At 35.7% G+C, this 25747-nt stretch carries 24 protein-coding genes; 5 read left to right on the top strand and 19 right to left on the bottom strand.

The window, feature by feature from the left end; all coding sequences use genetic code 11:
* Window positions 1-285: 285 nt before the first annotated feature.
* The 12 genes from UMU13_RS02635 to UMU13_RS02580 form a co-directional block, all read right to left on the bottom strand.
* Window positions 286-1614 (bottom strand): TRAP transporter large permease, encoded by a 1329-nt coding sequence (locus UMU13_RS02635; RefSeq protein WP_328217016.1) that lies wholly within the window; start codon window positions 1612-1614, stop codon window positions 286-288.
* Window positions 1589-2089 carry a TRAP transporter small permease subunit gene (locus tag UMU13_RS02630; RefSeq protein WP_328217015.1) on the bottom strand — a complete coding sequence of 167 codons (501 nt, stop codon included), beginning with the start codon at window positions 2087-2089 and terminating at the stop codon, window positions 1589-1591. Before UMU13_RS02630 ends, UMU13_RS02635 begins: the two co-directional genes overlap by 26 nt.
* Window positions 2086-3057 (bottom strand): TRAP transporter substrate-binding protein, encoded by a 972-nt coding sequence (locus UMU13_RS02625; RefSeq protein ID WP_328217014.1) that lies wholly within the window; start codon window positions 3055-3057, stop codon window positions 2086-2088. The genes UMU13_RS02630 and UMU13_RS02625 overlap by 4 nt, the downstream gene beginning before the upstream one ends.
* A 36-nt stretch (window positions 3058-3093) precedes the next feature.
* Window positions 3094-4665 (bottom strand): hydantoinase B/oxoprolinase family protein, encoded by a 1572-nt coding sequence (locus tag UMU13_RS02620; RefSeq protein WP_328217013.1) that lies wholly within the window; start codon window positions 4663-4665, stop codon window positions 3094-3096.
* A complete protein-coding gene (locus tag UMU13_RS02615) occupies window positions 4665-6644 on the bottom strand; it encodes a hydantoinase/oxoprolinase family protein (RefSeq protein WP_328217012.1) in 1980 nt (659 codons plus the stop codon). The genes UMU13_RS02620 and UMU13_RS02615 overlap by 1 nt, the downstream gene beginning before the upstream one ends.
* A 17-nt stretch (window positions 6645-6661) precedes the next feature.
* Complete coding sequence (locus tag UMU13_RS02610; protein ID WP_328217011.1) at window positions 6662-7579, bottom strand: GntR family transcriptional regulator; 918 nt, start codon at window positions 7577-7579, stop codon at window positions 6662-6664.
* A 336-nt stretch (window positions 7580-7915) separates the two neighbouring features.
* The gene (locus UMU13_RS02605) at window positions 7916-8434 is read right to left on the bottom strand and encodes a nitroreductase family protein (RefSeq protein WP_328217010.1); all 519 of its coding nucleotides are present in this window, start codon (window positions 8432-8434) and stop codon (window positions 7916-7918) included.
* Window positions 8431-10047, bottom strand: coding sequence for an ArnT family glycosyltransferase (locus tag UMU13_RS02600; RefSeq protein ID WP_328217009.1), 1617 nt, complete (start codon window positions 10045-10047; stop codon window positions 8431-8433). The genes UMU13_RS02605 and UMU13_RS02600 overlap by 4 nt, the downstream gene beginning before the upstream one ends.
* A complete protein-coding gene (locus tag UMU13_RS02595; protein ID WP_328217008.1) occupies window positions 10034-10321 on the bottom strand; it encodes a lipid-A-disaccharide synthase N-terminal domain-containing protein in 288 nt (95 codons plus the stop codon). Before UMU13_RS02595 ends, UMU13_RS02600 begins: the two co-directional genes overlap by 14 nt.
* Window positions 10314-11030: a glycosyltransferase family 2 protein gene (locus UMU13_RS02590; RefSeq protein ID WP_328217007.1), complete on the bottom strand. Its 717-nt coding sequence runs from the start codon at window positions 11028-11030 to the stop codon at window positions 10314-10316. Before UMU13_RS02590 ends, UMU13_RS02595 begins: the two co-directional genes overlap by 8 nt.
* A 118-nt stretch (window positions 11031-11148) precedes the next feature.
* Entirely contained in the window at window positions 11149-12675 is a 1527-nt protein-coding gene (locus tag UMU13_RS02585; protein ID WP_328217006.1) for a sensor histidine kinase, read from the bottom strand.
* Window positions 12676-12680: 5 nt separating this feature from the next.
* On the bottom strand, window positions 12681-13295 hold the full coding sequence (locus UMU13_RS02580; RefSeq protein ID WP_328217005.1) for a hypothetical protein: 615 nt from the start codon (window positions 13293-13295) through the stop codon (window positions 12681-12683).
* Window positions 13296-13438: 143 nt separating this feature from the next.
* On the opposite strand from UMU13_RS02580, the gene UMU13_RS02575 reads away from it, so the two are divergent.
* Entirely contained in the window at window positions 13439-14446 is a 1008-nt protein-coding gene (locus UMU13_RS02575; protein ID WP_328217004.1) for a glycosyltransferase family 9 protein, read from the top strand.
* Window positions 14443-15045, top strand: coding sequence for a DUF4254 domain-containing protein (locus UMU13_RS02570; RefSeq protein ID WP_328217002.1), 603 nt, complete (start codon window positions 14443-14445; stop codon window positions 15043-15045). The genes UMU13_RS02575 and UMU13_RS02570 overlap by 4 nt, the downstream gene beginning before the upstream one ends.
* Here the strand turns inward: UMU13_RS02570 and UMU13_RS02565 are convergent.
* Window positions 15042-16163, bottom strand: coding sequence for a glycosyltransferase family 4 protein (locus tag UMU13_RS02565; RefSeq protein WP_328217000.1), 1122 nt, complete (start codon window positions 16161-16163; stop codon window positions 15042-15044). The two genes, UMU13_RS02570 and UMU13_RS02565, sit on opposite strands and share 4 nt — an antisense overlap.
* Window positions 16164-16237: 74 nt before the next feature.
* On the opposite strand from UMU13_RS02565, the gene UMU13_RS02560 reads away from it, so the two are divergent.
* A complete protein-coding gene (locus UMU13_RS02560) occupies window positions 16238-16813 on the top strand; it encodes a lipopolysaccharide kinase InaA family protein (RefSeq protein ID WP_328216998.1) in 576 nt (191 codons plus the stop codon).
* A 2-nt stretch (window positions 16814-16815) separates the two neighbouring features.
* Here UMU13_RS02560 and UMU13_RS02555 read toward each other — a convergent pair whose 3' ends face one another.
* The 3 genes from UMU13_RS02555 to UMU13_RS02545 are packed head-to-tail and all read right to left on the bottom strand — an operon-like array spanning window position 16816 to window position 20961.
* Window positions 16816-17892 carry a glycosyltransferase gene (locus UMU13_RS02555; protein WP_328216996.1) on the bottom strand — a complete coding sequence of 359 codons (1077 nt, stop codon included), beginning with the start codon at window positions 17890-17892 and terminating at the stop codon, window positions 16816-16818.
* A gap of 9 nt (window positions 17893-17901) precedes the next feature.
* The gene (locus tag UMU13_RS02550) at window positions 17902-19728 is read right to left on the bottom strand and encodes a sulfatase-like hydrolase/transferase (RefSeq protein WP_328216994.1); all 1827 of its coding nucleotides are present in this window, start codon (window positions 19726-19728) and stop codon (window positions 17902-17904) included.
* A gap of 6 nt (window positions 19729-19734) precedes the next feature.
* Window positions 19735-20961, bottom strand: a complete 1227-nt coding sequence (locus tag UMU13_RS02545; protein ID WP_328216992.1) for an O-antigen ligase family protein — start codon at window positions 20959-20961, stop codon at window positions 19735-19737.
* An 87-nt stretch (window positions 20962-21048) separates the two neighbouring features.
* On the opposite strand from UMU13_RS02545, the gene UMU13_RS02540 reads away from it, so the two are divergent.
* Window positions 21049-21999 (top strand): stealth conserved region 3 domain-containing protein, encoded by a 951-nt coding sequence (locus UMU13_RS02540; RefSeq protein ID WP_328216990.1) that lies wholly within the window; start codon window positions 21049-21051, stop codon window positions 21997-21999.
* A gap of 14 nt (window positions 22000-22013) precedes the next feature.
* Here UMU13_RS02540 and rfbB read toward each other — a convergent pair whose 3' ends face one another.
* Genes rfbB through UMU13_RS02525 form a run of 3 tightly spaced genes read right to left on the bottom strand, consistent with a single transcriptional unit; the run spans window position 22014 to window position 24698 of the window.
* Window positions 22014-23045, bottom strand: coding sequence for a dTDP-glucose 4,6-dehydratase (gene rfbB / locus UMU13_RS02535; RefSeq protein ID WP_328216988.1), 1032 nt, complete (start codon window positions 23043-23045; stop codon window positions 22014-22016).
* Window positions 23038-23922, bottom strand: a complete 885-nt coding sequence (rfbA, locus tag UMU13_RS02530; RefSeq protein ID WP_328216987.1) for a glucose-1-phosphate thymidylyltransferase RfbA — start codon at window positions 23920-23922, stop codon at window positions 23038-23040. Before rfbA ends, rfbB begins: the two co-directional genes overlap by 8 nt.
* A complete protein-coding gene (locus UMU13_RS02525; RefSeq protein ID WP_328216986.1) occupies window positions 23919-24698 on the bottom strand; it encodes a glycosyltransferase family 2 protein in 780 nt (259 codons plus the stop codon). The genes rfbA and UMU13_RS02525 overlap by 4 nt, the downstream gene beginning before the upstream one ends.
* Window positions 24699-25053: 355 nt before the next feature.
* Here UMU13_RS02525 and UMU13_RS02520 point away from each other — a divergent pair, with 355 nt between their 5' ends.
* Window positions 25054-25743: an NAD(P)-dependent oxidoreductase gene (locus UMU13_RS02520; protein WP_328216985.1), complete on the top strand. Its 690-nt coding sequence runs from the start codon at window positions 25054-25056 to the stop codon at window positions 25741-25743.
* Window positions 25744-25747 lie beyond the last annotated feature (4 nt).

Genomic DNA, 25747 nt, shown 5'->3' with positions numbered 1-25747 from the left:
TCGTTCGAAATGACAGGACTTTATGTCTAACAGCGATAGCTAAATAGAATGTTACACATATTTACCAGTCTAAAAGACCGGTGTTAGCCGTAGGCATTCTTCCGAGTGGAGCGAAGTGGAATCGAGGAATCTCTATCTATATATTAACAATTTCTGCGTTTCTGCTTATTGGAGTAAATATTTAGGAAGTTGATATAGTTGTTTGTACGATTACATCTTAACCTATCTAATGCCTTTACTACCCCTACGGCCTTTACGACCCATACTACCTCGAATTACACCCAATCACATTTTAGACGGCAGGAAGAATACAACATCAGGGAAAAGGAGCAGAATCAAAACCATCGAAGCCATAATGATGAAAAACGGGAAAGTGGCTTTAAGAATTGTTGTAATATTTTCACCGGAAATACCTTCGATCACAAAAAGACTGAAACCCACAGGGGGTGTTATCTGTGAAAGTTCAACCATAATAACCAGAAAGATTCCAAACCAGAGCGGATGATAACCGGCTTCCAAAACGATTGGCAAAACTATAGGCAGAGTCATAACCACAATGGAAATTCCGTCCAAAATCATCCCCAAAAGAAAATACATAAGCCCCACAATAAGGATCAGCATCCAGGCATTAAGCCCCAGAGATACTATAAATTCACTGAGTGCTCTGGCTATCCCTATAAAAGCAACCACCTGGGACAAAAATCCGGCACCTGCTATAATAAAACAAATCATGCAGGAAGTTTTTACAGCATTTGTTAGGGAGCTTTTGAAATTTTCCCATGAAAGATTCTTGAACAGTGCAGCCAGTATAAAAGAACCGATCACACCTATTGCAGCAGCCTCTGTCGGGGTAGTTACCCCCATATATATGCCGCCCAGTACAATAATTATTAAAAACAAGACCGGTATCAGTTCGTAAGAAGCTTTAATTTTTTCTGTAAATGTATACTTTTCTTTCAATTGGGGAACCAGATTCCTGTTCAATAAAATTCTGACAATGATGAAAATCGAATACATACCAGCCAGTATCACACCCGGTATGATACCGCCTATAAACAGTTTTCCTATAGATGTATCTGAAAGTATACCGTAAATAATCATAATTAAACTCGGCGGGATTAAAAAGCCAAGCGTTCCTGCACCAGCCAGAGACCCGAGAGCTAATTGCCTGTCGTAACCACGTTTTTTTAGCTCCTCAAGCGTAATTTTGCCAACGGTAGCAGTTGTGGCCGCACTTGAGCCTGAAACAGCTGCAAATAAGGAGCATGCAACCACATTTATATGCAGGAGCTTGCCCGGCACTGAAGATAACCACGGAACCAGTCCGTTAAGGAGTTTTGTGGAAATTTTTGTTCTAAAAAGAATTTCGCCCATAAAAATGAAAAGAGGCAGAGCGGTTAATGACCATGAATTAAGACTGTTGTACATGGAATTAGCCATGAGACTTCCAATCTTATCCCAAATGGAAAGTACAGGAGGAAGATTAAGATCGTATATAAACATGCCGAATACACCGGCGGCAAACAGTGAAAAACCGATCCACAAGCCGGCAAACAAAAGTAAAAACATGAAACCGAAAAGAACAATACTAAGTATCAGTGGATCTGAAATCATAAATTATCCTCAAGATTCTGCCGATTAATTGAAAAGTTAATAATAAAACCCCTACCGGGATAGCTAATTGAGATATATACAACGGAGTTTCCGATACAGTGTCGGCCTGCATTCCCAATGAATAAGTTTCATAAGTCATCAATACAGAAAAATACAACAAAAACAGAGAAATAATTAAAGCTAAAACAGTTGTGAAAATTTCCTGTATCATTTTTGCTTTGCCTTTCAGTCTTCCGGTGAGAAGTGTGATTCTTATATGACCGTTTTCTTTCATAGTATAAGCCAGCCCCAATGAAACAAGAGCTATGAAAAAATAAGTACTGTACTCGGTTGAAATGTGAGTTGTGGTATCAAAAACAGAACGAAGCAACACTTCCAGACCTATCAGCAATGTTATCAGAATCATAAATACTGAAGAAAGGAAGGCACCGAAATCCGATACCTTCCTTACAAAACCGTTTAGCTTCCCGATCATTTAATGTACTTCTCCAGAACTTTCTCCGTCTCTGATGATGCATCCTTAAGATAGTTGTTTACAATAACCTTTGCCGCTGCATCCATCTGTTCTGCAAATTTCCCGCTGGGCTGGGATATTACAATGCCGTTCTCCTCAATAACATCAAGTGCTTCTTTGGTTTTTGCCTCTGAGCTTTCCCACTGATGTTTTTCCGTTTCAGCGGCGGCCTTAAGCATAGCTTTCTGCTGTTCATTGCTCAATGAATCCCAGTAATCTTTGTTAATGGTAACCATATTAAGAGGAAAGGCATAGTTAATATTGTTGAAATGTCCCAATACTTCCCAGAATTTTCCGTTTTTGGCTGATTCGGCAGAAGTGAGAACACCATCGATCAGACCTGTTCTGAGCGCAGAATACACTTCACCCCAGGGCATAGATATACCGGCAGCTCCTAATTCCCTGAGAAAATTTGCACCGTTTTTATCATATGTTCTTATCTTAGCATTTTTAATATCCGCAGCTGTTTCCACCTTGTTTTTTGTAACAAGACCACTCGGCGGCCACGGTGCTGCATAGAGAAACTTTTGGTTCCATTTGGCAGCCGCTTCTTTGTACAATGGCTTGGTGTCTTCATACAGCTCTTTTGCCTCGTCAAATGATGAAGCCAGTCTTGGAAGAGAACTGATACCAAAAACATGCTCACTGCCCGCAACAACACCCATAAGGATGTCTGACATCGGTACCTGGGCATCTTTGACCGCTTTCAAAAGCTCAGGCCCTTTAAAACCAAGGCTGCCACCGGGGTGAACGGTAATATCAACACTACCGTCGGTATACTCTTCAACCAAATCGGCAAAATACATTGCACCCTGGGTATGAAAACTGTTCTGACCATAAATAGCATTGAGGTTCATTTTCACATCGGCGGCGAAAACGCCTGAAGTGATAAAACAAGTAAAAATTAGGAACAAAAGTAACCTTTTCATTACAAACCTCCCGTTTGTTTGTTTTTTTTGTGGCTTTTATTTACCTTTTATTTTTCCATAACCTCCGCCACCAGGAGTTTCTATCCTTATTATATCATTTTCTTTCAGTTCAGCATGAAATTTGCCGGGCATCTCCTTTCTGCTTTTACCGGAAATTATAATATTCCTGCCGCACTTTCCGGGCTTGCCTCCGCACAAACCGTATGGCGGAAATGAACGTCTTTCCGAAAGGACACTGACTTCGGCATCGGCTAACAGTTTAATTTCTCTGACCATGCCGTTACCCCCTTTAAATTTACCTCCTCCGCTGGAATTCTTTCTTATGGAGTATTCGGTAACAAGAAAAGGAAAGCTGTATTCAAGAGCTTCCACCGGAGTATTTAAGGTATTCGTCATATGCGAATGCACAGCGCTTTCTCCATGATTTTCGCTGGATGCTCCCATCCCGCCGCCGAGGGTTTCATAATATGTAAAGGGTGAATTTTTCCTTTTATCAAATCCGCCTATTGCTGTATTATTCATCGTACCCTGTCCGGCTGCACACACTTTATCCGGGATTGCTTCTGAAAGTGCTCCGAGAATGGCGTCCACAATTCTCTGTGATGTTTCGACATTTCCTCCGGCAACTGCAGAGGGAAATTCAGCATCCACAATTGTACCTTTTTTTGTTTTGACGTTTATTGGTCTCAGACATCCGGCATTTGTGGGAATATTTTCTTCAGTTAAGGCTCTGAAAACATACAAAACGGCAGATAGTGTTATCGAATAAACGGCATTCACACTGCCGGCAACCTGATCCCCGGAATCGCGGAAATCAAGCTCAGCCTTGTCCCCTTTGATAATAAGATTAACCCTTACAGGGATTTTATCCTTTGTCTTGCCGTCATCATCCATAAAGTCTTCAAACGTATATTTTCCGTCGGGTATATTTTTTATCGTATTTTTTGTGATTTTTTCCGAATATTCCATAAGCGCAGAAGCGTAAAAACAAACGGTCTCTTCACTGTATTTTTCTACTAATTCCTTAATCCTTTTGATTCCAGTAATATTTGCCATAATCTGGGCTGCGAAGTCCCCTTCCCTCTCAACAGGAGTCCGGACATTGTTCAGGAAAAACTGCATCAATTTTTCGTCCACTTTGTCATTTTCCATAATTTTAACAGGAGGTATAATAACACCCTCCTGAAATATAGATGTGGACAGCGGCATTGAGCCGGCAGTCATCCCGCCTACATCTGAATGATGAGCTCTGTTTGCCACATAGAAACTGGGCTTATCCCCTTCGATAAAAACGGGAGCAACAATCGTTATATCCGGCAAATGAGTTCCACCCTTATAGGGGTCATTCAGCATTACCATATCACCCGGTTTTAAATCACAGCTTGAAATGGCGGATTTTACCGACATAGGCATTGAGCCCAGGTGAACAGGTATATGGGCAGCCTGAGCCACCATTTCGCCGTTTTCATCGAACACAGCACAGGAGAAATCCCTTCTTTCTTTGATATTAGGTGAAAATGCAGTTCTGTTAAGTGTCACACCCATTTCCTCGGAAATCGAGGAAAACCGGTTCTTAAAAACTTCCAAAAGAATAGGATTAACTTTCATTAAATGCCTCCTTCAGTATCGATGACTAAATTGCCGTAATCATCAACTTCCGCTTTTGAATGAGGCGGCAGAACAATCGTGGAAGAATATTCCAGAAGTATAGCTGCTCCTTCTATTACATTTCCACTCTTAAGCTCCTTTCTGTCATAAAGCGCTGTCCGGTAAGTTTCACCATCAAAAACAACATCCTGGCTTCCCAGATAAGCTTTGCTTTCAGGTTTTTTTGCACCCTTTTGTATTTTTTCAAAAACCGGTTTCTCAGGCATTCCCCGGGCTCTTAATCTGATATTTACAACTTCAACAGGTTTATTTTTGTTACAATACCCGTAGTTTTGCTCATGCAGCCTGTGAAATTCATCCTCAAAATCATCTTTATAAGGTACAAGTATTTCATAAGACTGTCCCTGATAGCGCATATCAAGATACTTTTCGATGATAACATCCTCTTTATCAATCCCCTCCAGTCTCATTTCATCATAAGCTTTGCCCTGGATCGGCACAAACCTGCTGTCTATTTCTTCACGGCTTATATTTTCATTCTTGAGCATTACTGTCAGTGAGTAGTCTTTTATAAGATCCGCCATAAGCATACCGATTGCTGATAAAATCCCAGGATTCATCGGTATTATAACTTTTGGTATTTTCAACAGTCTGGCAAGTGAAACCGCATGCATTCCACCGGCACCGCCGAAAGAAAAGAGTGCAAACTCCTGTGGATTATGCCCCCGCTCAACGGATATTACCCGGATAGCCCTTTCCATCGCTGTATTGGCAACCGCCAATATACCTTCAGCCACTTCGTTTGAGCTCAGATTTATTTTATTTGACATTTCACCGAAGCTTTTTTTAAGTTTATCGGTGTTAAGTTTCATATTGCCGCCCAGAAAATTCTCAGGGACAAGTCTTCCCAGAAAAAGATTGGCATCCGTCACCGTTATATCCTTCCCTTTACCGTAGCATATGGGGCCAGGATCGGCTCCGGCACTTTCAGGACCGACTTTTAGTGATCCGCCTTTGTCAATATATGCAATCGATCCGCCACCTGCGCCCACGGTATGGATATCTATCATGGGAACTTTCACAGGAAAGTTGGATATGGTGGATTCCATCGTAAGGGGCAGTCCTTCATCCAGAAGAGCCACGTCGGTGGAAGTGCCGCCCATATCGAATGTAATAATTTTGTTAAAACCCGCTTTTTTTGCTATCTCATAAGCTCCAACTGCACCGCCTGCAGGGCCTGAGAGAATGGTTCTGACAGATTCTTCCATTGCCGTATCGGCTGAAATACTTCCGCCGTTGGACTGCATAACCCTTAATTCATTACCGCCGAAATTCTGCATGATATAAGTTATATATCTTTTCATTTTGGGGGACACATAGGCATTTACCACAGTAGTGGATGTCCTTTCATATTCCCTGAACTCTGATAAAACTTTATGTGAGAGTGAGAAAGGAATTTCAGCTTCTCTGAGAAGCTCTCCCATTTGGATTTCATGGGCGGGATTCAGATATGAGAAAAGGAAACAAACCGCAACTGACTCAACTTCCGCCTGTTTCAGCTTTGCTATAATGCTTCTGGCTTCCTGCTCATCAAAAGGTTCAATCTCTTCACCATCCACATTTATTCTGCAGTTAAGACCAAATCTTAAAGTGGCGGGAACGAGCATATTCTCCCTTCTGTATTTCAGGTTATACAACTCGCTTCTGTTCTGCCTGCCTATTTCAAAAACATCTTCAAATTTTTTATTGGTTATTAAAGCAGTGTTGGCGCCTTTTCTTTCCAGTATGGCATTAGTCGCCACAGTAGATCCGTGAACCACCTGAAAATTTTCATTTTTCAGGACTTTTTTCAAGCCGCCGAGAACGGCTTCCGCAGGATTTTCGGGAGTTGAGAGATGCTTAAACACTCCCCATTTTTTTCCCGACTTATATATAAAATCAGTAAATGTGCCTCCAGTATCAACACCTACGATCTCCATTACCAACCCTCCATAAATTATGGTCTTTTCAAATAACTTTTAATCAGCTCGATCCCCTCATCATCATGAAACCTGTTATAGGTAATAACATTTGAAACTTTTGAAAAATACTCTTCATTTGCTCTGTAAATGCTTTTCAGTGTTAACAGCAAATCGCAGTTATCCAGCAGAACGGGCTTTCTTTTAACTTCAGACAAAGTATAAATCTTAAAATTTCTGAATTTCTCCAGAATTAAGCCGTAAACATCATATATGCGCTCCTGAATCTGTTCACTCAGCACAACCGAAACGACATTGGTATCTATTGGTATTTTATCAAAATTCACCAGCAGGTCCAAAGGCGGTGTAATTTTGAGAGGGATAATATTTTCATTAATATTTCTATTTACCAGATGCTGGAAACAGATATAAGTGGTGATAAAAATCTTGTCATCACCTTTAATCTTCTCGTATTTGCGCAGAAAATCCTCAAGAAGCATGGTTGTTATATTAAATCCGAGCTTGGTTTCCAGCTCTGCTTTGCCGACAATCAAAGATTCCGGTGATGTATCTATATAAATAATATTGCTTTCGGCTTTCTTGTTTTCGCTTAAGGCGTTTATAAAAATTGATTCAACTTCAGTTTCGCCCAATCCGCTGCTTTTCATCTCCATTATAAGACTTATAAGATTTTCCATATACATCTTGAAACTGCTGGAAGCCTCTGTTGGAATCGGAGTCTTTATAGCGGTTCCGGCTTTTTTGTTTGTTTTTATGTAGCCTTCTTTGGCTAAATCCTTTATGACTTTTTTGACGGTGTTAACATTGGCGCCGAATTTCGCGGCAAGCTCTTCGGAAGTGGGGATATTGCCGCTGCGCTTCTCAAATATCATTTTTATGATATAGGCCTTTACTGCAGCAGATTTGTTAAATGCGGATACAGTTTTATTATTCATATTACTATAATCTCTCTTTTTAGCCTACAAGTCAATAAAAAATATAATTATATTTTATCACAACTTCTGCGTTGATTTGCACCACATGCTTAATCATCATAAAGTATTTTAAGTATAAATATATATCATAATTTATTGTTAATTTTTTATTGTACCCCCTTATAAATACTTATTATTTTCGCATGGTTTCTAAAGGAGAAAACTTTGAATATGGGTTTTGGGTTTTAGGTTTTGGATTTTGGGAAATAGGACAGCTGGTAAAGTAGTGAAATAAAGAAGTAGTATTTTGTTTACCAAAACTATAGATCTTTGTTACCTATTACGTTATAAAGAAATTCAGAATTCTTGCATATGAATTTTTTCCAGCGGCAAAGCTGAATACGGTACAGGCTCTTTTTCTTCATCGGGATAACCCAAAGCAATAATACTTTCCACTGCAAAGCGCTCAGGGATATCAAACAATTTTTGGATATACTCCTCTGCAGATTCAGATTCATTGTGCTTACGATTCCTGATCTGTGCCCAGCAGCTGCCCAGCCCCTGCTCAAGCCCGGTTAACTGAAGTATTATAGAAGCGATACTGCAGTCTTCCACCCAAACATCAGATCTGTCTGTATCAGCACAGACTACAACAGCCAAAGGAGCACCTGCAACAAAAGCAGAGCCGTGCTGTTTTGCTTCGGACAATTTTTTCAATTTATCCTTATCTGTAACAAAAATAAATTCCCAAGGCATGATATTTCTCGAAGTGGGCGCCCTGAGAACCGCCTCTTTCAATATTTCAATTTTTTCCGATTCAATACTTTCATCCTTAAATTTACGAACACTTCTTCTTTTTCTTAACAGTTCAATCATTTTAACCCCTTGTTGGTACACTTATAAGCTGAGTATTTTCTCTGTTCAAACACTGCCTCGCATTGTGTTCCATACTTCTTTTGAAAGTCAAGATATTTTTCCGGCTTTGTTACCAGGAAAAACATTTCATGGATACCCACAAATTGCTGCACTTGCTCTTCTGATGTATAATAATATTTTTCATATTCATCCGTTTTCTGAAAACCGAAATATCTGTCATCTTCCAATGCAGTCACTGCAAGCTTATTTCTGTAGAAAGATACAGAAGGTTTGCTCGTCCTGAAAAGCAGTGTTTGAATATTTTTTTCCGGATCAATACTGTTAAGTTTATGGCTCATTTGTTTATACCCTTTTATGTTCGGACCAATATATGGAATGAAAAGATAGAGTAATAAGGTAAGCATAATATAAAAGAAAGCGATACCTGTCAAAAAGCTTTTAAAGCTATAAATATGCTTAAAAAGAGAAAAAAGAAAAACAATCAAAATCAGAGCACATAACATGGCATAATAACGAAAATCGTATAACGGTTCATAAAAATATCCCGAAAGAGCCAATGCTGCAGGAAAAATAAATGAAATAAATATTATTGTTCTGTTTAAAACGGTGGAACTGAAATTTTTGTACCCATAATATGCGACCAAAGAGGCTGTACCGTAAAAGGGAAGGATATAGGTCGCAAGCTTACTCACTGAAATCTGAAATACAATAAACGGTACCAAAATATATAAAAATTGAGACTTTAAAAAACTCTCCAGCTTTCTGAAATTTATAAGCGATTTGATAAAATACACGATATGGGGAAAAAAAGAGACAAGAAATATCATAAAAAAGTAATAGAAATCTTTATCCCTGTCAAATCTGTTGGTGGCAACCCTGTCAACAGTCTGCACTTTAATAAAATAGTACAGCAAATCGGGATTTTTAACTATAACAGCTATATACCAGGGAAGTGATACGGCTGAGAAAAGCAAAACCGAATATACAATCTCTTTTAATGTAAAATTTTGCCGGTGGGATTTAAAAAATATTTTCCCTGTCAAATACGGCAGGACAGTAAAAAGAAATATTATAGGTCCTTTTGTAATAAAACCGAGCCCCAGCAGAATCCCGTAGATTGAAGCATTAATGACGGATTTCTCATAAAATATCTGTTTAAACAGAAAATACTGAGCCGACAGAGTAAAAAAGGTCAGATATATATCAGTGGATGCAATCCTGGCTATGACAAGAAAAAGCAGAGAGGATGCCAGAATCAGTGAATTTAAAAACCGGTCATCTCTTTCCCTGAAAAACAGTCCGGCGGTTTTGTACAGAAAGAACACCGAAAAAACCGCTGCAACAATACCAAAAAATCTGACACCAAAACCGTTTGTACCGAAAATCTTCATGCCGGCTGCCATCATCCAGTAGGCAAAGGGGGGTTTATGAAAATGTTTTACACCCTCAAACTGAGGCTCCAGATAATTGCCTGTAACAATCATTTCCCTTGCAACTTCGGCATAACGGGCTTCAGTTGTTTCCAATAAAGGCAGGTTGTAAGCGGGCAGAGAAAGAACAAAAAAGTATAAAAGCAAAAAAAATACTATATTTTTGTTACTAATCGTTTTCATAAAGTTTCTTTTCCTTTTCCTTATGTATAAAGTAAAGATTTCTCAGATATATTATGGATCCCGTGGACTGGCCTACAATAAAAACAATATCCTTACGCAGAATAGCATATGTTAAAAGACAGAAGCTTCCACCCAGACTGAAATACCAGAACGCCACCGGGATTATACTCTTTCTGTGCTTTTCCGCATAAAGCCATTGTACAAAAAACCGCATAAAAAACATAAACTGACCTGTAAAGCCTATTGTCAGCATAATAACTTCTGCTTTAGACATTTTTTTCCTTTATTTCTTCATTTATTTGGTGTTTTATCATCCATCTGACACATATCAAATCATATAATCCGGCAAAAGCCCTTCCGAGGTTATTATACTTTGAAGTTCCATGCATTCTCTGTCTGTGGTTAACAGGCACCTCCTTTACTTTTGCTCCTTCACTCATCATCAAAACCGGTAAAAAACGGTGCAGACCCTTGTAAATTTTTATTCTTTTAAGCATCGCCGTATCCATTACTTTCAGGGAACATCCTGTGTCTTTTATATTGTCATGAACAAACAGATTCCTGACTAAATTTCCGATTTTGCTCCCGATTTTTTTGGAAAAATTATCTCTCCGATTTTTACGCCAGCCGTTAACCATCTGATACTCGCCGTAAAATTGCAAAAGCCCGGGAATATCTGCCGGATCATTCTGCAGATCTGAATCCATTGTTATTGTAACACTGTATCTGCAATGCTGAAAACCGCTCTTTAAAGCGGCTGACTGCCCGAGATTTTTTTTAAAAGAGATGTATCTTACTGAAACATCTTTTGACGTTAGACTCTTTATTTCCTGTAGGCTGTTATCTGTACTTCCGTCATCAATGAAAATTATTTCATAAGGCAAATCTAGAGATTTTAATACAGTACTCAGTTCTTTGTAAAGCAGTGCAATATTTCGTTCCTCATTGAAAACCGGTACAACAACAGAATAACCTTCCTGCAATTAGAATGCCTCCGAAGAATATGTGATTGCCTAGTGAAGAGAAGGCGTAATTTTGCTTGCATTTAAAAATATTCTACATTAAACAGCACACATCCTATAAACCTCATCCATTTAAAAATCAATGATTTTTTTGCTCCCCGTTACGGGAAGCAGCCTGTTCACAGTCAGCCACCGGAAGCTTGACAATGAAACTTGTTCCTTTTCCCTCTTCAGACTCCACATAGATTTCACCGTCATGGAATTCAACAAGCTCCTTCACAATGGAAAGTCCGAGACCGGTGCCCTGCTTTTTGGTGGTATAAAACTGATTAAAGATATCATCCTGAACAGATTCCGGAATTCCCACTCCTGTGTCACTAATAACAAAAGTGACGTAATTAACCTCATCCCTTTTAATGACAAGCCTTACTTCACCTTCCTCATTATCAGGAATACTTTCAACCGCATTTTTCAGCAGATTGATAAACACCTGCTCCATACTCGTTTTGTTAACCTTCAAATTACACTGCATAAGCCTGTCATCTGCATCCAGCTCAAAATTGATTCTCTCATTATCAAAAAGTATCCTGCCGGCATAAATTAAGATATTGTTCAGAAGATCTTTTATAGGGACAGCCTCTAAACCTGAATTGTCCAGTTTTGAAAAATTCAGCGTCTGACTGATAATATCCCTTATCCTCTCCGAATCACTTACAATGTTATCTATTAGCCTGGTATAATAGGGGTCATCAAACTGTTCGCATTTTTCATGAAGAAGATCTGCCGTTATAAAGATAGAATTGAGAGGATTCTTTATCTCATGACTCAGGGAAGCTGTAAGTTGACCTACCGTCATTAATCTGTCCGTATGGATAAGACTTTTCTGAAATGAATCTATTTCTTTGTTTGCTTTTCTCAAAGATTTTACCATCTGGTTAAAGTAATCGGCAAGCTTTTCAAGCTCATCCCGGGAATTTACCTCAACGGTTGTGTTAAGATTATTGTTGGATACTTCTTTCATCCCATTCTCAAGCTTTCTGACAGGCCTGGTAATGAGATAATTGATAACATAAGAGAGTAGGCCCGCCAAAACAAAGGCAGAAATCATCAGTATAGCCTGAACAGTATTAGCTTCAGATTTTAACTCTCCTGTAAACTGGCTCATATCAACATTAATATTTAATACACCGATAATCTTTTTCTCGGAAGGGTGGCACCTTCTGCATTCTTTTTTATTTTCGTAAGGTTTGTAATATGCCAGCATGTCAATCTTTTCCGATTTAATTTCTTTCAAAGTCTCTTTTTTCGTATAGTTGGAATATATCATATGCAGATATTTGTTGGGATACCGCGATTCAAAGTCAGAAAAAGCACAGGAAATATCACCTTCCGCATCAAAAATATGAATACCGATGATATTTTCATCCGTAGACAATTCCTTTACAAGCTGTTTAACAACAGTTTTGTCACCGGCTACCATAAAATTATTTATAGAATTATCTATCAGAGAAGGCAGGCTTGTAAGATATGTTTTAGAAATGCTTAGAGCTTTGTTTTTTACATTTGAGGATAAGTAAAGCCCGATAAGATAAGACAGAGAAAGAAGAATAACAAAAACCAGAACTGTTATCTTAATTTGAAGATTAATGTACCGCTTATTTTTCAATGACTTCACTTTTTAATCAGCGCAATGGAATCCATTATTTCATTAATTTTATCTGCAACACTCTTATCCGCCTTAGCATAAGTGACAACCACCTGCCAGAACGTTTTGTTATCAACAAAAAGCAAACTTCTCACGCCCAGCTGTTTTTTATAATCATCAATATCAGCCTTGCCGCTTATCATCATAGCCTGCATACCGGAAAAAGTGGTTCTTTCATAGCTGAATTCAGGTGCCGATATTCCCTGTACACCTGAAACCTGTTGAATCAGAGAATCTTTTATACGGGACAAACTGGTCATCCCCTCTTGCCTAAATACCGCTTTTGAAGCTCTGATACTGAAAAAACCCATATTATATCCGTATGCACCGAAACTTTTTATAACAGCTTCATTTTTAGTATTAAGTCCTGAATCCAATTCCTTCAGAGGAGCCGGTGACTTAATTTTGAGCCCTATATTCTCAAAACTATAAGTTTTTAATTCTTTTGAAAACAATTGCTCTGTTTTCTGATCAATATTATTCATGCTGTTTTTACTTACATTTAACCTGTAATAAATAAAAACGGTAAAAGCTATTACCAGCAATATTCCAACAAGCATTAGTTTAGAATTTCTATCCATAAAGCCCCCTCGGTTGTTAAGTTATTTTATAGATACTGCCGGCCGTGTCAATAAATATTGAACTTCAACTTCAGAAATCTAAAATACTTGAAGTTTTGTGAAAAATACTTTAGTTCTCTTTCAAATACTATTTGGGTTAATATATGAAAATACTTTTAATACAGCTCAGAAGAATCGGTGATGTTATGATGTGCACTCCGGCTGTGAGGTCTGTGAGAAAAGCTTATCCGGATGCCGTTATACATTTTCTTACAGAGCCGCCGGCTGATCAAATCTTACAATACAATCCCCATATAGATAAATTGATTACATTTAAGAAAAATAAATCTACTTTCGAAAAAATAAAAATGATTTTAAGATTAAGAAATGAAAAATATGATATGGTGATAGATTTCCACAGCAACCCTACTACCGGTTGGTTTTCTTTACTCTCAGGATCAAAGAAACGGATAGGAGAATACCATAAAGCCAGAAGGTTTCTTTACACAAAAACTGCTAAACCTGGCAAATACAAATATGCAGGATATGCTAAGTTCAGCTTTTTAGAAACTGTCTGCATTACTCCAGATTTCGGTAAAATTGAATTTTTTATCTCCGAAAAAGAAAGAGTGGCTGCCTCAAATTTGTTATCAACACTGGGAGCACAAAAAAATGACAGGTTAATCACAGTATCCCCGGTTTCAAGGCAACCATATAAAGTATGGCCATTGGATAGATTTGCAAAAGTTTGCGATTATATCATAGAAAAGCACAATGCAAAAATTCTCTTCATTTACGGCCCCGGCGAAGAGCATTTCGTTGAAGATGTAAAATCGATGATGAACAATGATACGCTTCCGCTCTATCCACCTATCAGCCTTGCAGAAACCAGAGCGGTTTTTGAAAAAGCTGTGATGCATATAGGCAATGACAACGGTCCAATGCACATAGCAATATCTTCGGGCATTCCAACTGTAGCAGTTTTCGGCAAACCATCAGCAGCAGGCTGGACCCCCCCGAATTCTAATATTAATATAGGGATTGACCATGACCCCGGATGCAAGAAAAACTGTGTCTATCCTGAATGCGGTCTGGAATGCCTGAAATCAATTAAAACGGAGAGAGTAATAAGTGAAATTAACAATATAATAAGAAGAGAGGCGTTATTATGATTGATACAAACAACTTGGCAGATAAGATGTACAAACTAATATCTGAGTGGCATATCAAAGATAATTTCAACCAGCAATCACTCAACAGCAGCCTGGATGATGCGATAGTTCTTTTAGTCAGATATAATTATGAACTCTGGCACCAGGAGGATATAGCCCGCGATCCCAATGCGAATGATTCTGAAATAGCCCAGGTAAAAAGAAATATAGATAAGCTGAATCAAAAACGTAATAATATGATTGAGGAGGTGGATGAAATTATTTCTGAGCTGCTGTCTGAAAAAGTCATTGAATTAAGTGAAAATGCATCAATGAACAGTGAAACGCCGGGCAGCATAATAGACAGACTTTCCATAAACATGTTAAAAATTTATCATATGGAAGAACAAACGGAAAGAAAAGATGCGACAGCAGAACATATAAAAAGCTGCAAATCAAAGCTCAAAATTTTACAAATGCAAAAAGATGACCTGTCCAAATGTTTAAATGAACTTATGGAAGATTTAATAAAAGGGAATAAATTTTTCAAAGTTTACAGGCAAATGAAAATGTACAACGATCCAAATCTCAATCCGGTTCTGTATAAAAAAGGAAGCTAAGAGTGAAGAAGTTCAAGATATTTAGTAAATATGTCTTCATCAGTCATTAAGCAACTGCTTTTTTCTCTGACATTTTGAAGTTGTGCTGTTATTTTTATTGACTCAGCAATAGTTGAGGGTGACAAATCATGCAGTATGGATCCATTTTCACCATCAATCACAATATCTTTTGCACCTGTCTGCTTTGAAACAACCACAGGAATATCCATTGCCAGTGCTTCTGAAACTACATTGGCAAATGTATCATGGTACGAAGGATGAGCAAGAACATCCAGCCCCGCATAAAACCAAGGCATATCCTCGATTTTACCGAGGAAATGAATCCTATCATTTAATTGTAAACTCTCAACAAGAGCTTTATACTTTTTACTGCTTCTCCCGCCGGCAACAGCCAAATGAAAGCCAGCAGGCAAAAGGCTCATTGCTTCCAACAAATTATCAAACCCCTTTCGCTCAAAATTGGTTGAACTAAAACCTACAAGTGTATTATTTTCAGAAATATTCAAACTGCCTCTCATAGAATGCCTGTATTTAGCTTTAATGTCAGGATTATATTTTTCTATATCTACACTATTATTTATTATCTTAATTTTTGATTGCTCTAAGTCAAATTCACTTTTAATCTCTTCTGCTACAAACGACGATATCGCAACAAAACATTTTGTTTGATCACTGCTAAAAATCTTTTTTTCGATCCATGGATTAAGATAATTAACAGGTGAAACAAGTCTTTTCATCTGTTTTATATATTTTTGAGATATCTTTTGATAACCAAGTATAGATGTACGCAAATATCCTTTATGTGATCCACCACCGGTTCTGAAAATTTTGCAATCAGATACTTTGCCGAAGGCAAATGTGTATTCAGTATCCAAATTCCGCAAAATATGCTTTGCCTTCAGGAAAAAACTTAATGTCTTTAAAAAACGTCCAGGCCTCCAAAGACCAGTCTGTATAATATACTTTTCATTTACATTGCTTTTATTTTCACCGCAAACGACATAAACATCATAATTGTTACTTTTCAAAAAATTGTAAAACCTGTAGCAAATCCTTTCCACACCACCATATTCTGAAAAAGTGCGTATAAAAAGATAAATTTTTTTGCTTTTTGTCATAAAATACGATACCTTTATTTTTTAAGAATAATAAAGGTTAGTTGAATAATTGCAAATATTTTTTATCAAAAATTATGAAAATCATAAAAAGTAACAAATCAATAGGAAATAATTTTTATAAAATTTTTTACTGCAATAATGTATACCAGTATAAAAAGCCGGTAATGGAATATTTGTTTTCAAAAATACTTTATAAAAAGAGCGTTTCCGGAATACCTGCCAAAACGTTAAAATTTTATTTTAAAAGAAAAAAAGCTGTTGTAGTAATGCATAGAATAGCTGACTTTACCCCTCTTGGTAGCTTTTTGATAAATATGAAATATGAGAAAAAAATAGAATATATAGAAGAAGCATTTATAAAAGTTGCTAAAATGCACAGTTTAGGGGTCAGGCATGGGGACTTGGGCTTGAGACAATTTGTTGTAATAGATAACAACGTATGGCTTTTTGACTTTGAAAGCTCTCAGTTTAAATTTTTCAGATATATGGCAGCCAGGGAAGTATATGACCTTTTTAAAAACACAAAAAAACTTATCGGTTATAAAAGCACAAATAAAATTTTTAGAAAATACATTCAAAATCTAAAAGCTAATAATTATACAAAAAACAAAATAGAAAAATACGTTTACAAAAGACTTGAGAAAGATTAATGCTATAAACCATTTTTTAGCACTTGGTTATACAAATTTACAAGCTGAGAACAATAATTATCAATTGTAAAATCTTCCGATAGCCTTTTTGCTTCAAAAGAAAGTTTCTCATATAATTTCTTATCTTTAATAAGCAAATCAATTTTTTCTGCAATATCTTCTTCAGTTTTATCACAAATCAATGAACAGTTAGCAGCAATTTCTTTTGTCCCGACATTTTCAGAAATAATGGCCGGTACCCCCATAAACATTGCCTCAAGGTGTGCAATTCCAAAACCTTCACTTTCCGAGGGCATGACAAAGATGTTGGATTTTGACAGCAGATAAGGGATATCAGTTCTGTAGCCAGTCAAAAAGACATTATTTTCAAGACCAGTGTCTTTTATAAGTTTTTTTAAAGAATTTTTCTCCGGACCGTCGCCGGCAATTACCAATTGATAATCGGGATGATAATCATATATTTTTCCAAATGCTTTAATTAAAATATCAAAATTTTTAAGTTTTACAAGTCTGCCGCAGGCAAAAATCTGCTTACTGTTTTTATCCTTTTGTAAGTTTGCAAATTTATCTCTATTAATACCATTATAAATTACTTTGTTTGGCTTAACAGCAAGATTATGATATAATTCGACCTGTTTTTTAACTTCCTGTGATACAGAAATATAAGCAGACGTCTTGTATGAAAGAGCTCTATTTAGGATCTTCCGGTGAATTTTTCCGGCTATTCTAGGATTGTGGATATGCACAATTACAGGAATATTCATAAACAACGCAGACAAACGTCCGAAAAAATCAGCAGAAAAATGCATAGTATGTATTACATCTGGGGCAATTGACTTGATAATTTTTCTAAGTTTCCATGCTGTATCTAATCTATGAGTTTTTATATATCCATTTCCCTTTCCAACACTTATTGTCTCTATTCCGCTATTTACAAAAGCTTGGTGCTGCTCACCTATTCCTGCCAGATTTACAATGTAAGGAGTCACGCCATAATGCTTCATATTATTTACAGTTTCAAAAAGAAGATTCTCCACACCACCGTAAGGTAGAGCCCCTATTACATACAAAACTTTCAACAAAATCCCCTATTTAAAAAAATGAGCAAAATCCTTTGCAATTGACAATACCCTTTTGGTCTGCTTTTGCCTGATTGTATTATTGTCAATAAGATTATAATTTTTATCGTACAACGCACCAAAAGTTGACTTATATGTTTCAAATGAGAATACAAAAGAATAATTTTTGTCATATGTAGCACAGCTGTCCCAATTACAGGCAACTATGTAATTTCTTTCAGTCTTATTAAGCATATTGGTGCCTAAGCTGTAATCATAGATATTATTTTTTACTCCCAGTTTTCTCATTAGAGTTGGGACAATATCCAGATGACTTGTCATGTATTTAACTTCTTCATGTCCTCTGCCGGGGATATACATTACAAACGGAACTTTCAGCTGATACTCAGTAAATGCACTATTGTGTCCAAAATTGCCCTCTTCATAAAACTCTTCACCATGATCTGCTGTAATAATAATGATAGTGTCTTTTAAAGAGCCCGACTTTTTCAAGTAATCCAAAAGCTTACTTATCAAATAGTCATCGTAAAGTACAGCATTCATATAAGCATTTTTTAATTTTGTAATATTTTTTTCATTAATAAAAAGGTAATTGGGATCTTCGCTTTCTGATTTAAATTTATTAAACTCCTCGGGAAATTCTTTGGCATGCGGGGCATCAAGGAACATAAAACTAAAAAACGGGTCGTTACTATTATAATTTTTATGCCAATTCACAAAGTCTTTTACTGCATTAGCATCTCTGTATATGGTATCTTTGCCTGGCAAAGAATCTTCAATATATTCTGGAATTTTAACAAACGCGGTTTTCCTGAATTCCGGAAAGGTTAATCGAGTGCTGGAAATTATTCTGAAATTGTAATTCAACTTCTGCAGTGTATCAATAAAGACAGGACTTTGTCTTTCATTTAAAAAGGAATGCCAATAATAGCCATGTATCCCATAAAATATACTAAAAATGCCAAAACGGGATGCATTCCCACCGCTGTAATGATTTTTAAAAACAAGAGCTTTTTCAGCAAAATTTGTAATATTAGGACTCACACTTTTATTAAACATATCAAAACGCCAGCCATCAATCGCGATAAGCACTATATTTGGTAAATTTGATTTGTTGTCTGAAATTTCAATCTTTTCCTTGGGATAATCCAGCCTTGAGTTTTCCTTATTAAAATCTATTCTTTTTTCTTTATTAATATTTATAAAATTACTTGCAAACCCTTTCATAGTTAGAGGTTGGTATAAAGGGTACAACTCTGAATATCTTGTAACACTTATTTTGTTATAAATGTCCGCATAGGCATAAAGAAATTTCTCAAAAGTAGTAATAATAAGCAACAAAACAAAAACTTTCAAAATTATAGATTTTTTAATATGAATTTTGGTGCTCAAAACAAACAATAGCAGCTGAATAAATAACACTGAAGCTATAATAACAAATGCCCCAAGCCATGTACCAGAGCCAAGACTGACAGAATCCCAGAAACCATCAGTAGTAAGCATATTAACAACCATTCCGTTAAAGTGGAAATTATAGAGTCTGAATATAAATAAGTCCACAACACAAAAAATTACAAAGACAGATTGTGCTACTATAAAAATAAAATAAACAATTTTTTTTCTGGGCAAAATAAAAGCTATTATAGCTAAAACAATAAAAATAACAAACTGGAGCATAAATGCTGTCGAAATTAATGCAGTTGGTAAGAAAATCCAACTTAAAGCACTTTCACTTTTACTTGTAAAAACCAAATAAAAGAAAAATATAATAATTGTCACCAGCAAATTCACCAAAATGTATTTTGATAAGTTAGAAAATATATGCCTAAACTTCATTTTTTGTTACTCCTTAAAATTATTAGTAAATGTTAGCCCAGCTGAAACACCAAACATTATCATTGCCAAACCAAGCCACCATGGTAGGTAAAATGATGCATTAGAAAAAGCAGATACCAAATAAGCCAAACATGCCCCCAAAGTAAAGATTATATAGTGATTTTTTGATATTAAATATCTTTTTATTCCACAATAAAAAAGTAATGAAACAAACAACAGAAAAATAGCTGTCCCAATTAAACCAACATTTACAAGCAGCTGAATGTATATATTGTGAGGATGACCAACGTGTTCATATGGACTTGGAGGTATCAAGCCGTATTTAGTGAACGCTTGCTCGTAAATGCCTAATCCGTGACCTATGAAAGGTTTTTTTTTCAAAAGTTTTAGTCCTATAGTCCAATAATCCCATCTGTAATCACTTGCAATTGTTTCAAAGTTTAATCTTGCGATAATCGTTTTAATAAAAATACTGGCAATAATTATTATAGTGAAAACAAAAGGAAGAATTAGTTTTCTTTTAAAAATTATCAAAAAGACAATAAAGGCGATTGCTCCAAACCATGCACTTCTGGTTTTTGAAAGGATTAAAAACAACATAGCAGGCGCAGATAAGCAAAATGTAATAATAAATGAAGTAAAATAATTAAATTTTTTCTTAAATATATCAAACAAAACAAAGTATGAAAACAAACCGATAGCAATATAAACAGTGACCCGCGGGTCGCCCATAGTACCCGTTAATCTACTCACCAAAGAGCCTGGATCTCCGGATATAAAACTTACTCCTGTGTTAAGCTGGTACATTGCATCAATACCTTGAACAGTCATAGACACAACATATATCAATGATAAATAACGAATATTCTCGCTTTTCCTTTGAACAAATCTTGCAGCAATAAAAAATAAAGGAAAAGCTTTCCATAATATGCGAAAAAACACTTCAAAACTTCTGCTGGGATAATAAGATATAAATAATACATTAATAAGCATAATAAAAATAAAAGAAAAAATTAAAAACAAAATTGTTTTATCAATTTGTATAAATGACTCTTTATTATAAGAATTTTTTTTAAATTGAATGTAATCAATTAAAAAAGCAAAAAATAATATCCCGATTCCTGATTGCCTTAAACTTACAGAAATAGGGATAAACAATATAAATAAAGAGAATCCAAAAATATATAAAAAATTTACATCGAACTTACCAAAATAAGATGTTTTCAATACCATTTAAAAAAACCTATTGTAATGTACTAAAATGTCAATTAAATATTCTTACACTAATATAAAAAATAAATTAAGCAAAAAATTAATAATATGATAAGTAAAAGCTTAAAAATTGATGCGGTTTATTTATGGGTGGATGATAATGATTCAGAGTGGCGTGAGAAAAAGAATTTCTATTGTTCTTCAAACTCAAAAAATAACTCTGCTGCCGTTCATGAATGCCGTTTCAGAGACAATGATGAGCTGCGATATTCTCTAAGATCATTAGAAAAATACGCACCCTGGATAAACAATGTATTTATTATTGCAGATAATCAAAAGCCTTCATGGATAAACGAGAAAGAAATTCAAATTATAGATCATAAAGAAATATTTCCTGATTGGGCGACTTTGCCAAATTTCAACTCCAATGCTATCGAATTATGTAGTCACCGTATAAAAAATTTAAATGAGCATTATATGCTATTCAATGATGACTTTATTTTGGGAAACGCTGTTTATCCCGACTATTTTTTCAACAAAAACGGAACACCCAGATCATGGGCGATAGAAAAAAAATCTTCTAAAATCAAAAAAAGCTCGCATGATTATTATACAAAACAAATAATTGAAAAGAAAATGTCTTCCCCTTTTTTATTCAAAGTAAGACACTATCCAAAAGTTTTTAAGAAAACAATTATGTTAAAAATATGGGAGGAATTTAAAGATGAGGTAAGATTAACATTAAAGCACCGCTTCAGATCGAGTACCGACTTAAGAATTATAACTTTTTTCCCGCATTTTGCATATTATAATAACCTCAATGAAATACTGCCAATAAATAAAATTGTCCCGTCATTCAGGTATTTCGGATTTAAACTCCCTCACATTGGAGCATCTTTAGGGGATAAAAATTTTAGGAAAAAACTATTAACAGCAAAATATTTAAAGCCTTTAAGCTTTTGCTTCAATGACGCACCCAAAGCTTCAGGTTATGAAAGAAAATTGCTGATTGATACTTATAAAAAAATGTTTCCTGAAAAATCACGTTTTGAGATTTAGCAAAACCTTTTAAATCAATCCCAATTATTCAAATACCATTCGACAGTAAAATCCAGTCCCTTTTCAAACGTCATTTTCTGATTCCATTTAAGCTCTTTTTTGATTTTCTCACAGTTAATTGCATACCTATAATCATGTCCGGGTCTGTCTTTCACAAAGCTTATCAGTTTTTTATAGTAATCAGGATTTTTATCATTATATTTAGCAACTGTTTCACAGAGCAGATAAACCAAATCTATATTCTTTAATTCATTATCTCCACCAACATTATAAGTTTCACCAACTTTACCTTCATGTACTATTTTCCATACTGCTGAACAGTGATCTTCAACATAAAGCCAGTCCCGTATATTTTTCCCTTTGCCATACACTGGCAATCTCTCTTCATTTAGCATCTTTGTAATCATAAGAGGAATTAACTTTTCGGGATGCTGATAAGGACCGTAGTTATTCGAACAGTTGGAAACAGTGACCGGTAAACCGAAAGTATGATAGTAAGATCTCACTAAATGATCAGAAGAAGCTTTGGAGGCAGAGTAAGGACTCCTTGGATTGTAACATGTATCCTCATAAAAATACCCTTCACTGCTCAAGGAACCGTATACTTCATCTGTACTAATATGATGAAATCTCTTACTGTTAAAATCATCTTTTTTTATCCAAAACTTTCGTGCTACTTCTAATAAATTATGCGTCCCCACCACATTTGTTTTGATGAACTGGGAAGGACCGGAAATAGACCTGTCCACATGGCTCTCAGCTGCGAAATGTATAATGCAGTCGATATTGTGCTTTTCAAAAACCTTTTCAATCCCCAATTTATCACATATATCAACTTTATAGAAAAAATACCTTTCATGCCCGTACGCCTCATATATATCTCCCAGATTAGCTTCATTTCCCGAATAGGTTAAAGCATCTACATTTATTATTCTGCCTTTGAAGTCAGTTTGATTGAAATTATATTTGATAAAATTCGTTCCGATAAACCCGCACCCACCCGTTACCAGAATATTATTATATTTGTTTTCTGTCATATCAGTCATTCCACTGTGTCATAACCATTTCTAAATAATTACCGTACTGGCTGTTTTTGTTTAAATGGACATGTTTTTTCAGTTGCTTTTTATCAATCCATTTATTGTGAAATGCAATCTCCTCGATACAGCCTATTTTAAGTCCCTGTCTTTCTTCAATTGTCCTGATAAAATTACCAGCCTCCAACAGAGCATGATGTGTACCAGTATCAAGCCAGGCGTACCCTCTGCCCAAGAGCTCCACAGAAAGTTTTTTTTCATTGAGGTACTTTTCATTTACAGATGTAATCTCAAGTTCTCCCCTTTCAGAAGGTACAACTTTTTTTGCTATATCTACAACTTTATTATCATAAAAATAAAGCCCCACCAAAGCGTAGTTGCTTTTTGGATTTTCCGGTTTTTCCTGAAGACTTGTAACATTGTTAAAACTATCAAACTCAGCTACCCCGTAGTTTTGAGGATCTTTGACCCAATAACCAAAAATCCTGGCACCCCTTTTATTGCGCACATGCTCAATGCTGTTTTTAAGAAGTGAAGTAAGCCTGTCTCCATAAAATAAATTATCTCCGAGAATTAAACAAACATCGTCATCTCCGATAAACTCTTCGCCAAGAATAAACGCTTCTGCCAGCCCTCTCGGAGTTGTTTGCACTTTATATTTTAATTTTAATCCAAAAGAGCTGCCGTCCCCTAAAAGGTTTTCAAACCTCGGGACATCTTCCGGAGTTGATATAATAAGAATTTCATTTATACCAGCCAGCATTAATACGGAAAGGGGATAATAAATCATGGGTTTGTCATAAACAGGCAACAACTGTTTACAGACAGCTTTTGTAACTGGAAAGAGTCTTGAGCCGGTTCCACCCGCCAAAACAATACCTTTCATATATCACCATTATTTTTGTTTTCATGATTAATATTTGTAAGCTCCCATAGTTTAAGATATTTAAGAAATACAAAATAGTACGAGATAACAGCCAGAATAAACCCATGCATACCGTCAAGAAAACCTTTTTGAAAAAAATATTTTTTAAAAGCTCTATATAAAGGATTAAACAACAGATTATGAAGTCGGAACTTCCTGTTTTTTTCCAGCATCTCCTTAGCAGAAATCCTCGCATAACTATGCATCTTGGCAAAATATTTATCTATCGAGTCACATGGGTAATGAATTATTTTGTTTTTTAACCTTTTTACATTTCCTTCAGTCTTAACTACAGAAAAATTGTTATCCGTTGGAAAAGCTTTATTTCTATCAAATAACCTTATGACAAAGTCATTTCCCCATCCTCCATGTTTTATTTCTTTATTAAAAAGGAAATTTCTCCGTCCGATAGAATAGGCATCGTGCTTAAATCCAGATTTCTTTAAATCATTAATTTCATCAATTAATTTACTTTCCAGAATTTCATCCTGATCCAAAATAAAAATCCAGCTATTGGGAGCCTGTTCAATGGCATATATACATTGTTTGCCATAATTCTCGAAATCGTGATGAATAACTTTTTCAGAATATTTTTTAGCTATTTCTAATGTCTTATCCACACTGCCTGAGTCAACTATAACAAGCTCATCCACACAGGATCTTAAAGAGTTCAGGCACTCATCAATATATTTTTCGCCATTATAAGTCAGTACAACTCCTGTAATTTCGGCGCTCATAAGTATACTCGCATATTTATTTGCTATACTGTTCCTCACAGTGGAGATTTCTCCACTCCACTCCATTCCGGTCGAAATGACACCATTTGGAACTTGAGAGCGCCACAGTCTACCGCCCTCGCCATGACACCTCTGGATACCATCACAATTTCCTGTCACCTAGACAGAAATGGAGAGGTCTCTTGTCAAATAACACAACAGTGTCTCTATATTATAATAATTTCTGGTTTCTATTTAAAATCCCTTATAAATATTGATAGAATTTTATATAGTATTAATATATGTATTTCAATAGATATCATATCTAATTTTCCTCCCAGACATAAATGACGGGGTATCCAGTGCGAGGTGAGAGATGATAATAGGCTCGGGGCAAATTGCAAAAGCTTTTCTTCCTGTCGATACTGAAGATGTACTAATTTTTGCAAGTGGTGTTGCCAATTCAAAATGCAAAGATAAAAATGAGTTTATTCGAGAAGAAAAATTACTTAAAAAAAACCTTGAACTATCAGAAAATAAAAAATTTGTATATTTCAGCAGCTGTGTCCTGTCTGCAAAAGATTACCCTTTAAATGAATACTATCTCCACAAACAAAATATGGAAAGTATAATAAGAACAAAATCGGACAATTATTACATCATAAGACTGCCCCAGCTAATAGGCAATATTTTCAAAGAGCACAACACTTTATTTAATTTTCTATATCACAAAATAATCAACGAAGAATCGTTTTTCATTTACAAAAATGGTTTTAGATATGTTATTGAAGTTAGCGATGTCAGATTGCTCACAACACAATTTATTTATAAGATGCCACCCCGGCAGGTTATCAACTTTGCTAACCCTTATAGATACAGCATTTTTGAAATAGTAAATGCCTTTGAAAAAATTTTAAATAAAAAGGCCTATTATAAGGTGATTGATAAGCATGACAGTTATTATTTGAATTTAGAGAGTATGAAAGAATTAATTAAGAATTTTTCTATTAAAGTATATTTTTCTAAAAAATACCTTGAGGAAAAGTTGAAAAAAAAGTTAATATGATTTT

The sequence above is a fragment of the Flexistipes sp. genome (assembly GCF_036172515.1).
Lineage (GTDB): Bacteria > Chrysiogenota > Deferribacteres > Deferribacterales > Flexistipitaceae > Flexistipes.
The sequence above is the reverse complement of the archived record's forward strand: the minus strand, read 5'-3'. Positions and strand labels throughout refer to the sequence as shown.

Coding starts and splice junctions, on each gene's coding strand:
- UMU13_RS02595 (WP_328217008.1), bottom strand. CDS start 10,321: ATGTCTAAAGCAGAAGTTATTATGCTGACAATAGGCTTTACAGGTCAG.
- UMU13_RS02635 (WP_328217016.1), bottom strand. CDS start 1,614: ATGATTTCAGATCCACTGATACTTAGTATTGTTCTTTTCGGTTTCATG.
- UMU13_RS02630 (WP_328217015.1), bottom strand. CDS start 2,089: ATGATCGGGAAGCTAAACGGTTTTGTAAGGAAGGTATCGGATTTCGGT.
- UMU13_RS02525 (WP_328216986.1), bottom strand. CDS start 24,698: ATGAGCGCCGAAATTACAGGAGTTGTACTGACTTATAATGGCGAAAAA.
- UMU13_RS02520 (WP_328216985.1), top strand. CDS start 25,054: ATGATAATAGGCTCGGGGCAAATTGCAAAAGCTTTTCTTCCTGTCGAT.
- UMU13_RS02620 (WP_328217013.1), bottom strand. CDS start 4,665: ATGAAAGTTAATCCTATTCTTTTGGAAGTTTTTAAGAACCGGTTTTCC.
- UMU13_RS02545 (WP_328216992.1), bottom strand. CDS start 20,961: ATGGTATTGAAAACATCTTATTTTGGTAAGTTCGATGTAAATTTTTTA.
- UMU13_RS02560 (WP_328216998.1), top strand. CDS start 16,238: ATGAAAATCATAAAAAGTAACAAATCAATAGGAAATAATTTTTATAAA.
- UMU13_RS02605 (WP_328217010.1), bottom strand. CDS start 8,434: ATGATTGAACTGTTAAGAAAAAGAAGAAGTGTTCGTAAATTTAAGGAT.
- UMU13_RS02615 (WP_328217012.1), bottom strand. CDS start 6,644: ATGGAGATCGTAGGTGTTGATACTGGAGGCACATTTACTGATTTTATA.
- rfbA (WP_328216987.1), bottom strand. CDS start 23,922: ATGAAAGGTATTGTTTTGGCGGGTGGAACCGGCTCAAGACTCTTTCCA.
- UMU13_RS02600 (WP_328217009.1), bottom strand. CDS start 10,047: ATGAAAACGATTAGTAACAAAAATATAGTATTTTTTTTGCTTTTATAC.
- UMU13_RS02610 (WP_328217011.1), bottom strand. CDS start 7,579: ATGAATAATAAAACTGTATCCGCATTTAACAAATCTGCTGCAGTAAAG.
- rfbB (WP_328216988.1), bottom strand. CDS start 23,045: ATGACTGATATGACAGAAAACAAATATAATAATATTCTGGTAACGGGT.
- UMU13_RS02575 (WP_328217004.1), top strand. CDS start 13,439: ATGAAAATACTTTTAATACAGCTCAGAAGAATCGGTGATGTTATGATG.
- UMU13_RS02540 (WP_328216990.1), top strand. CDS start 21,049: ATGATAAGTAAAAGCTTAAAAATTGATGCGGTTTATTTATGGGTGGAT.
- UMU13_RS02565 (WP_328217000.1), bottom strand. CDS start 16,163: ATGACAAAAAGCAAAAAAATTTATCTTTTTATACGCACTTTTTCAGAA.
- UMU13_RS02550 (WP_328216994.1), bottom strand. CDS start 19,728: ATGAAGTTTAGGCATATATTTTCTAACTTATCAAAATACATTTTGGTG.
- UMU13_RS02625 (WP_328217014.1), bottom strand. CDS start 3,057: ATGAAAAGGTTACTTTTGTTCCTAATTTTTACTTGTTTTATCACTTCA.
- UMU13_RS02570 (WP_328217002.1), top strand. CDS start 14,443: ATGATTGATACAAACAACTTGGCAGATAAGATGTACAAACTAATATCT.
- UMU13_RS02580 (WP_328217005.1), bottom strand. CDS start 13,295: ATGGATAGAAATTCTAAACTAATGCTTGTTGGAATATTGCTGGTAATA.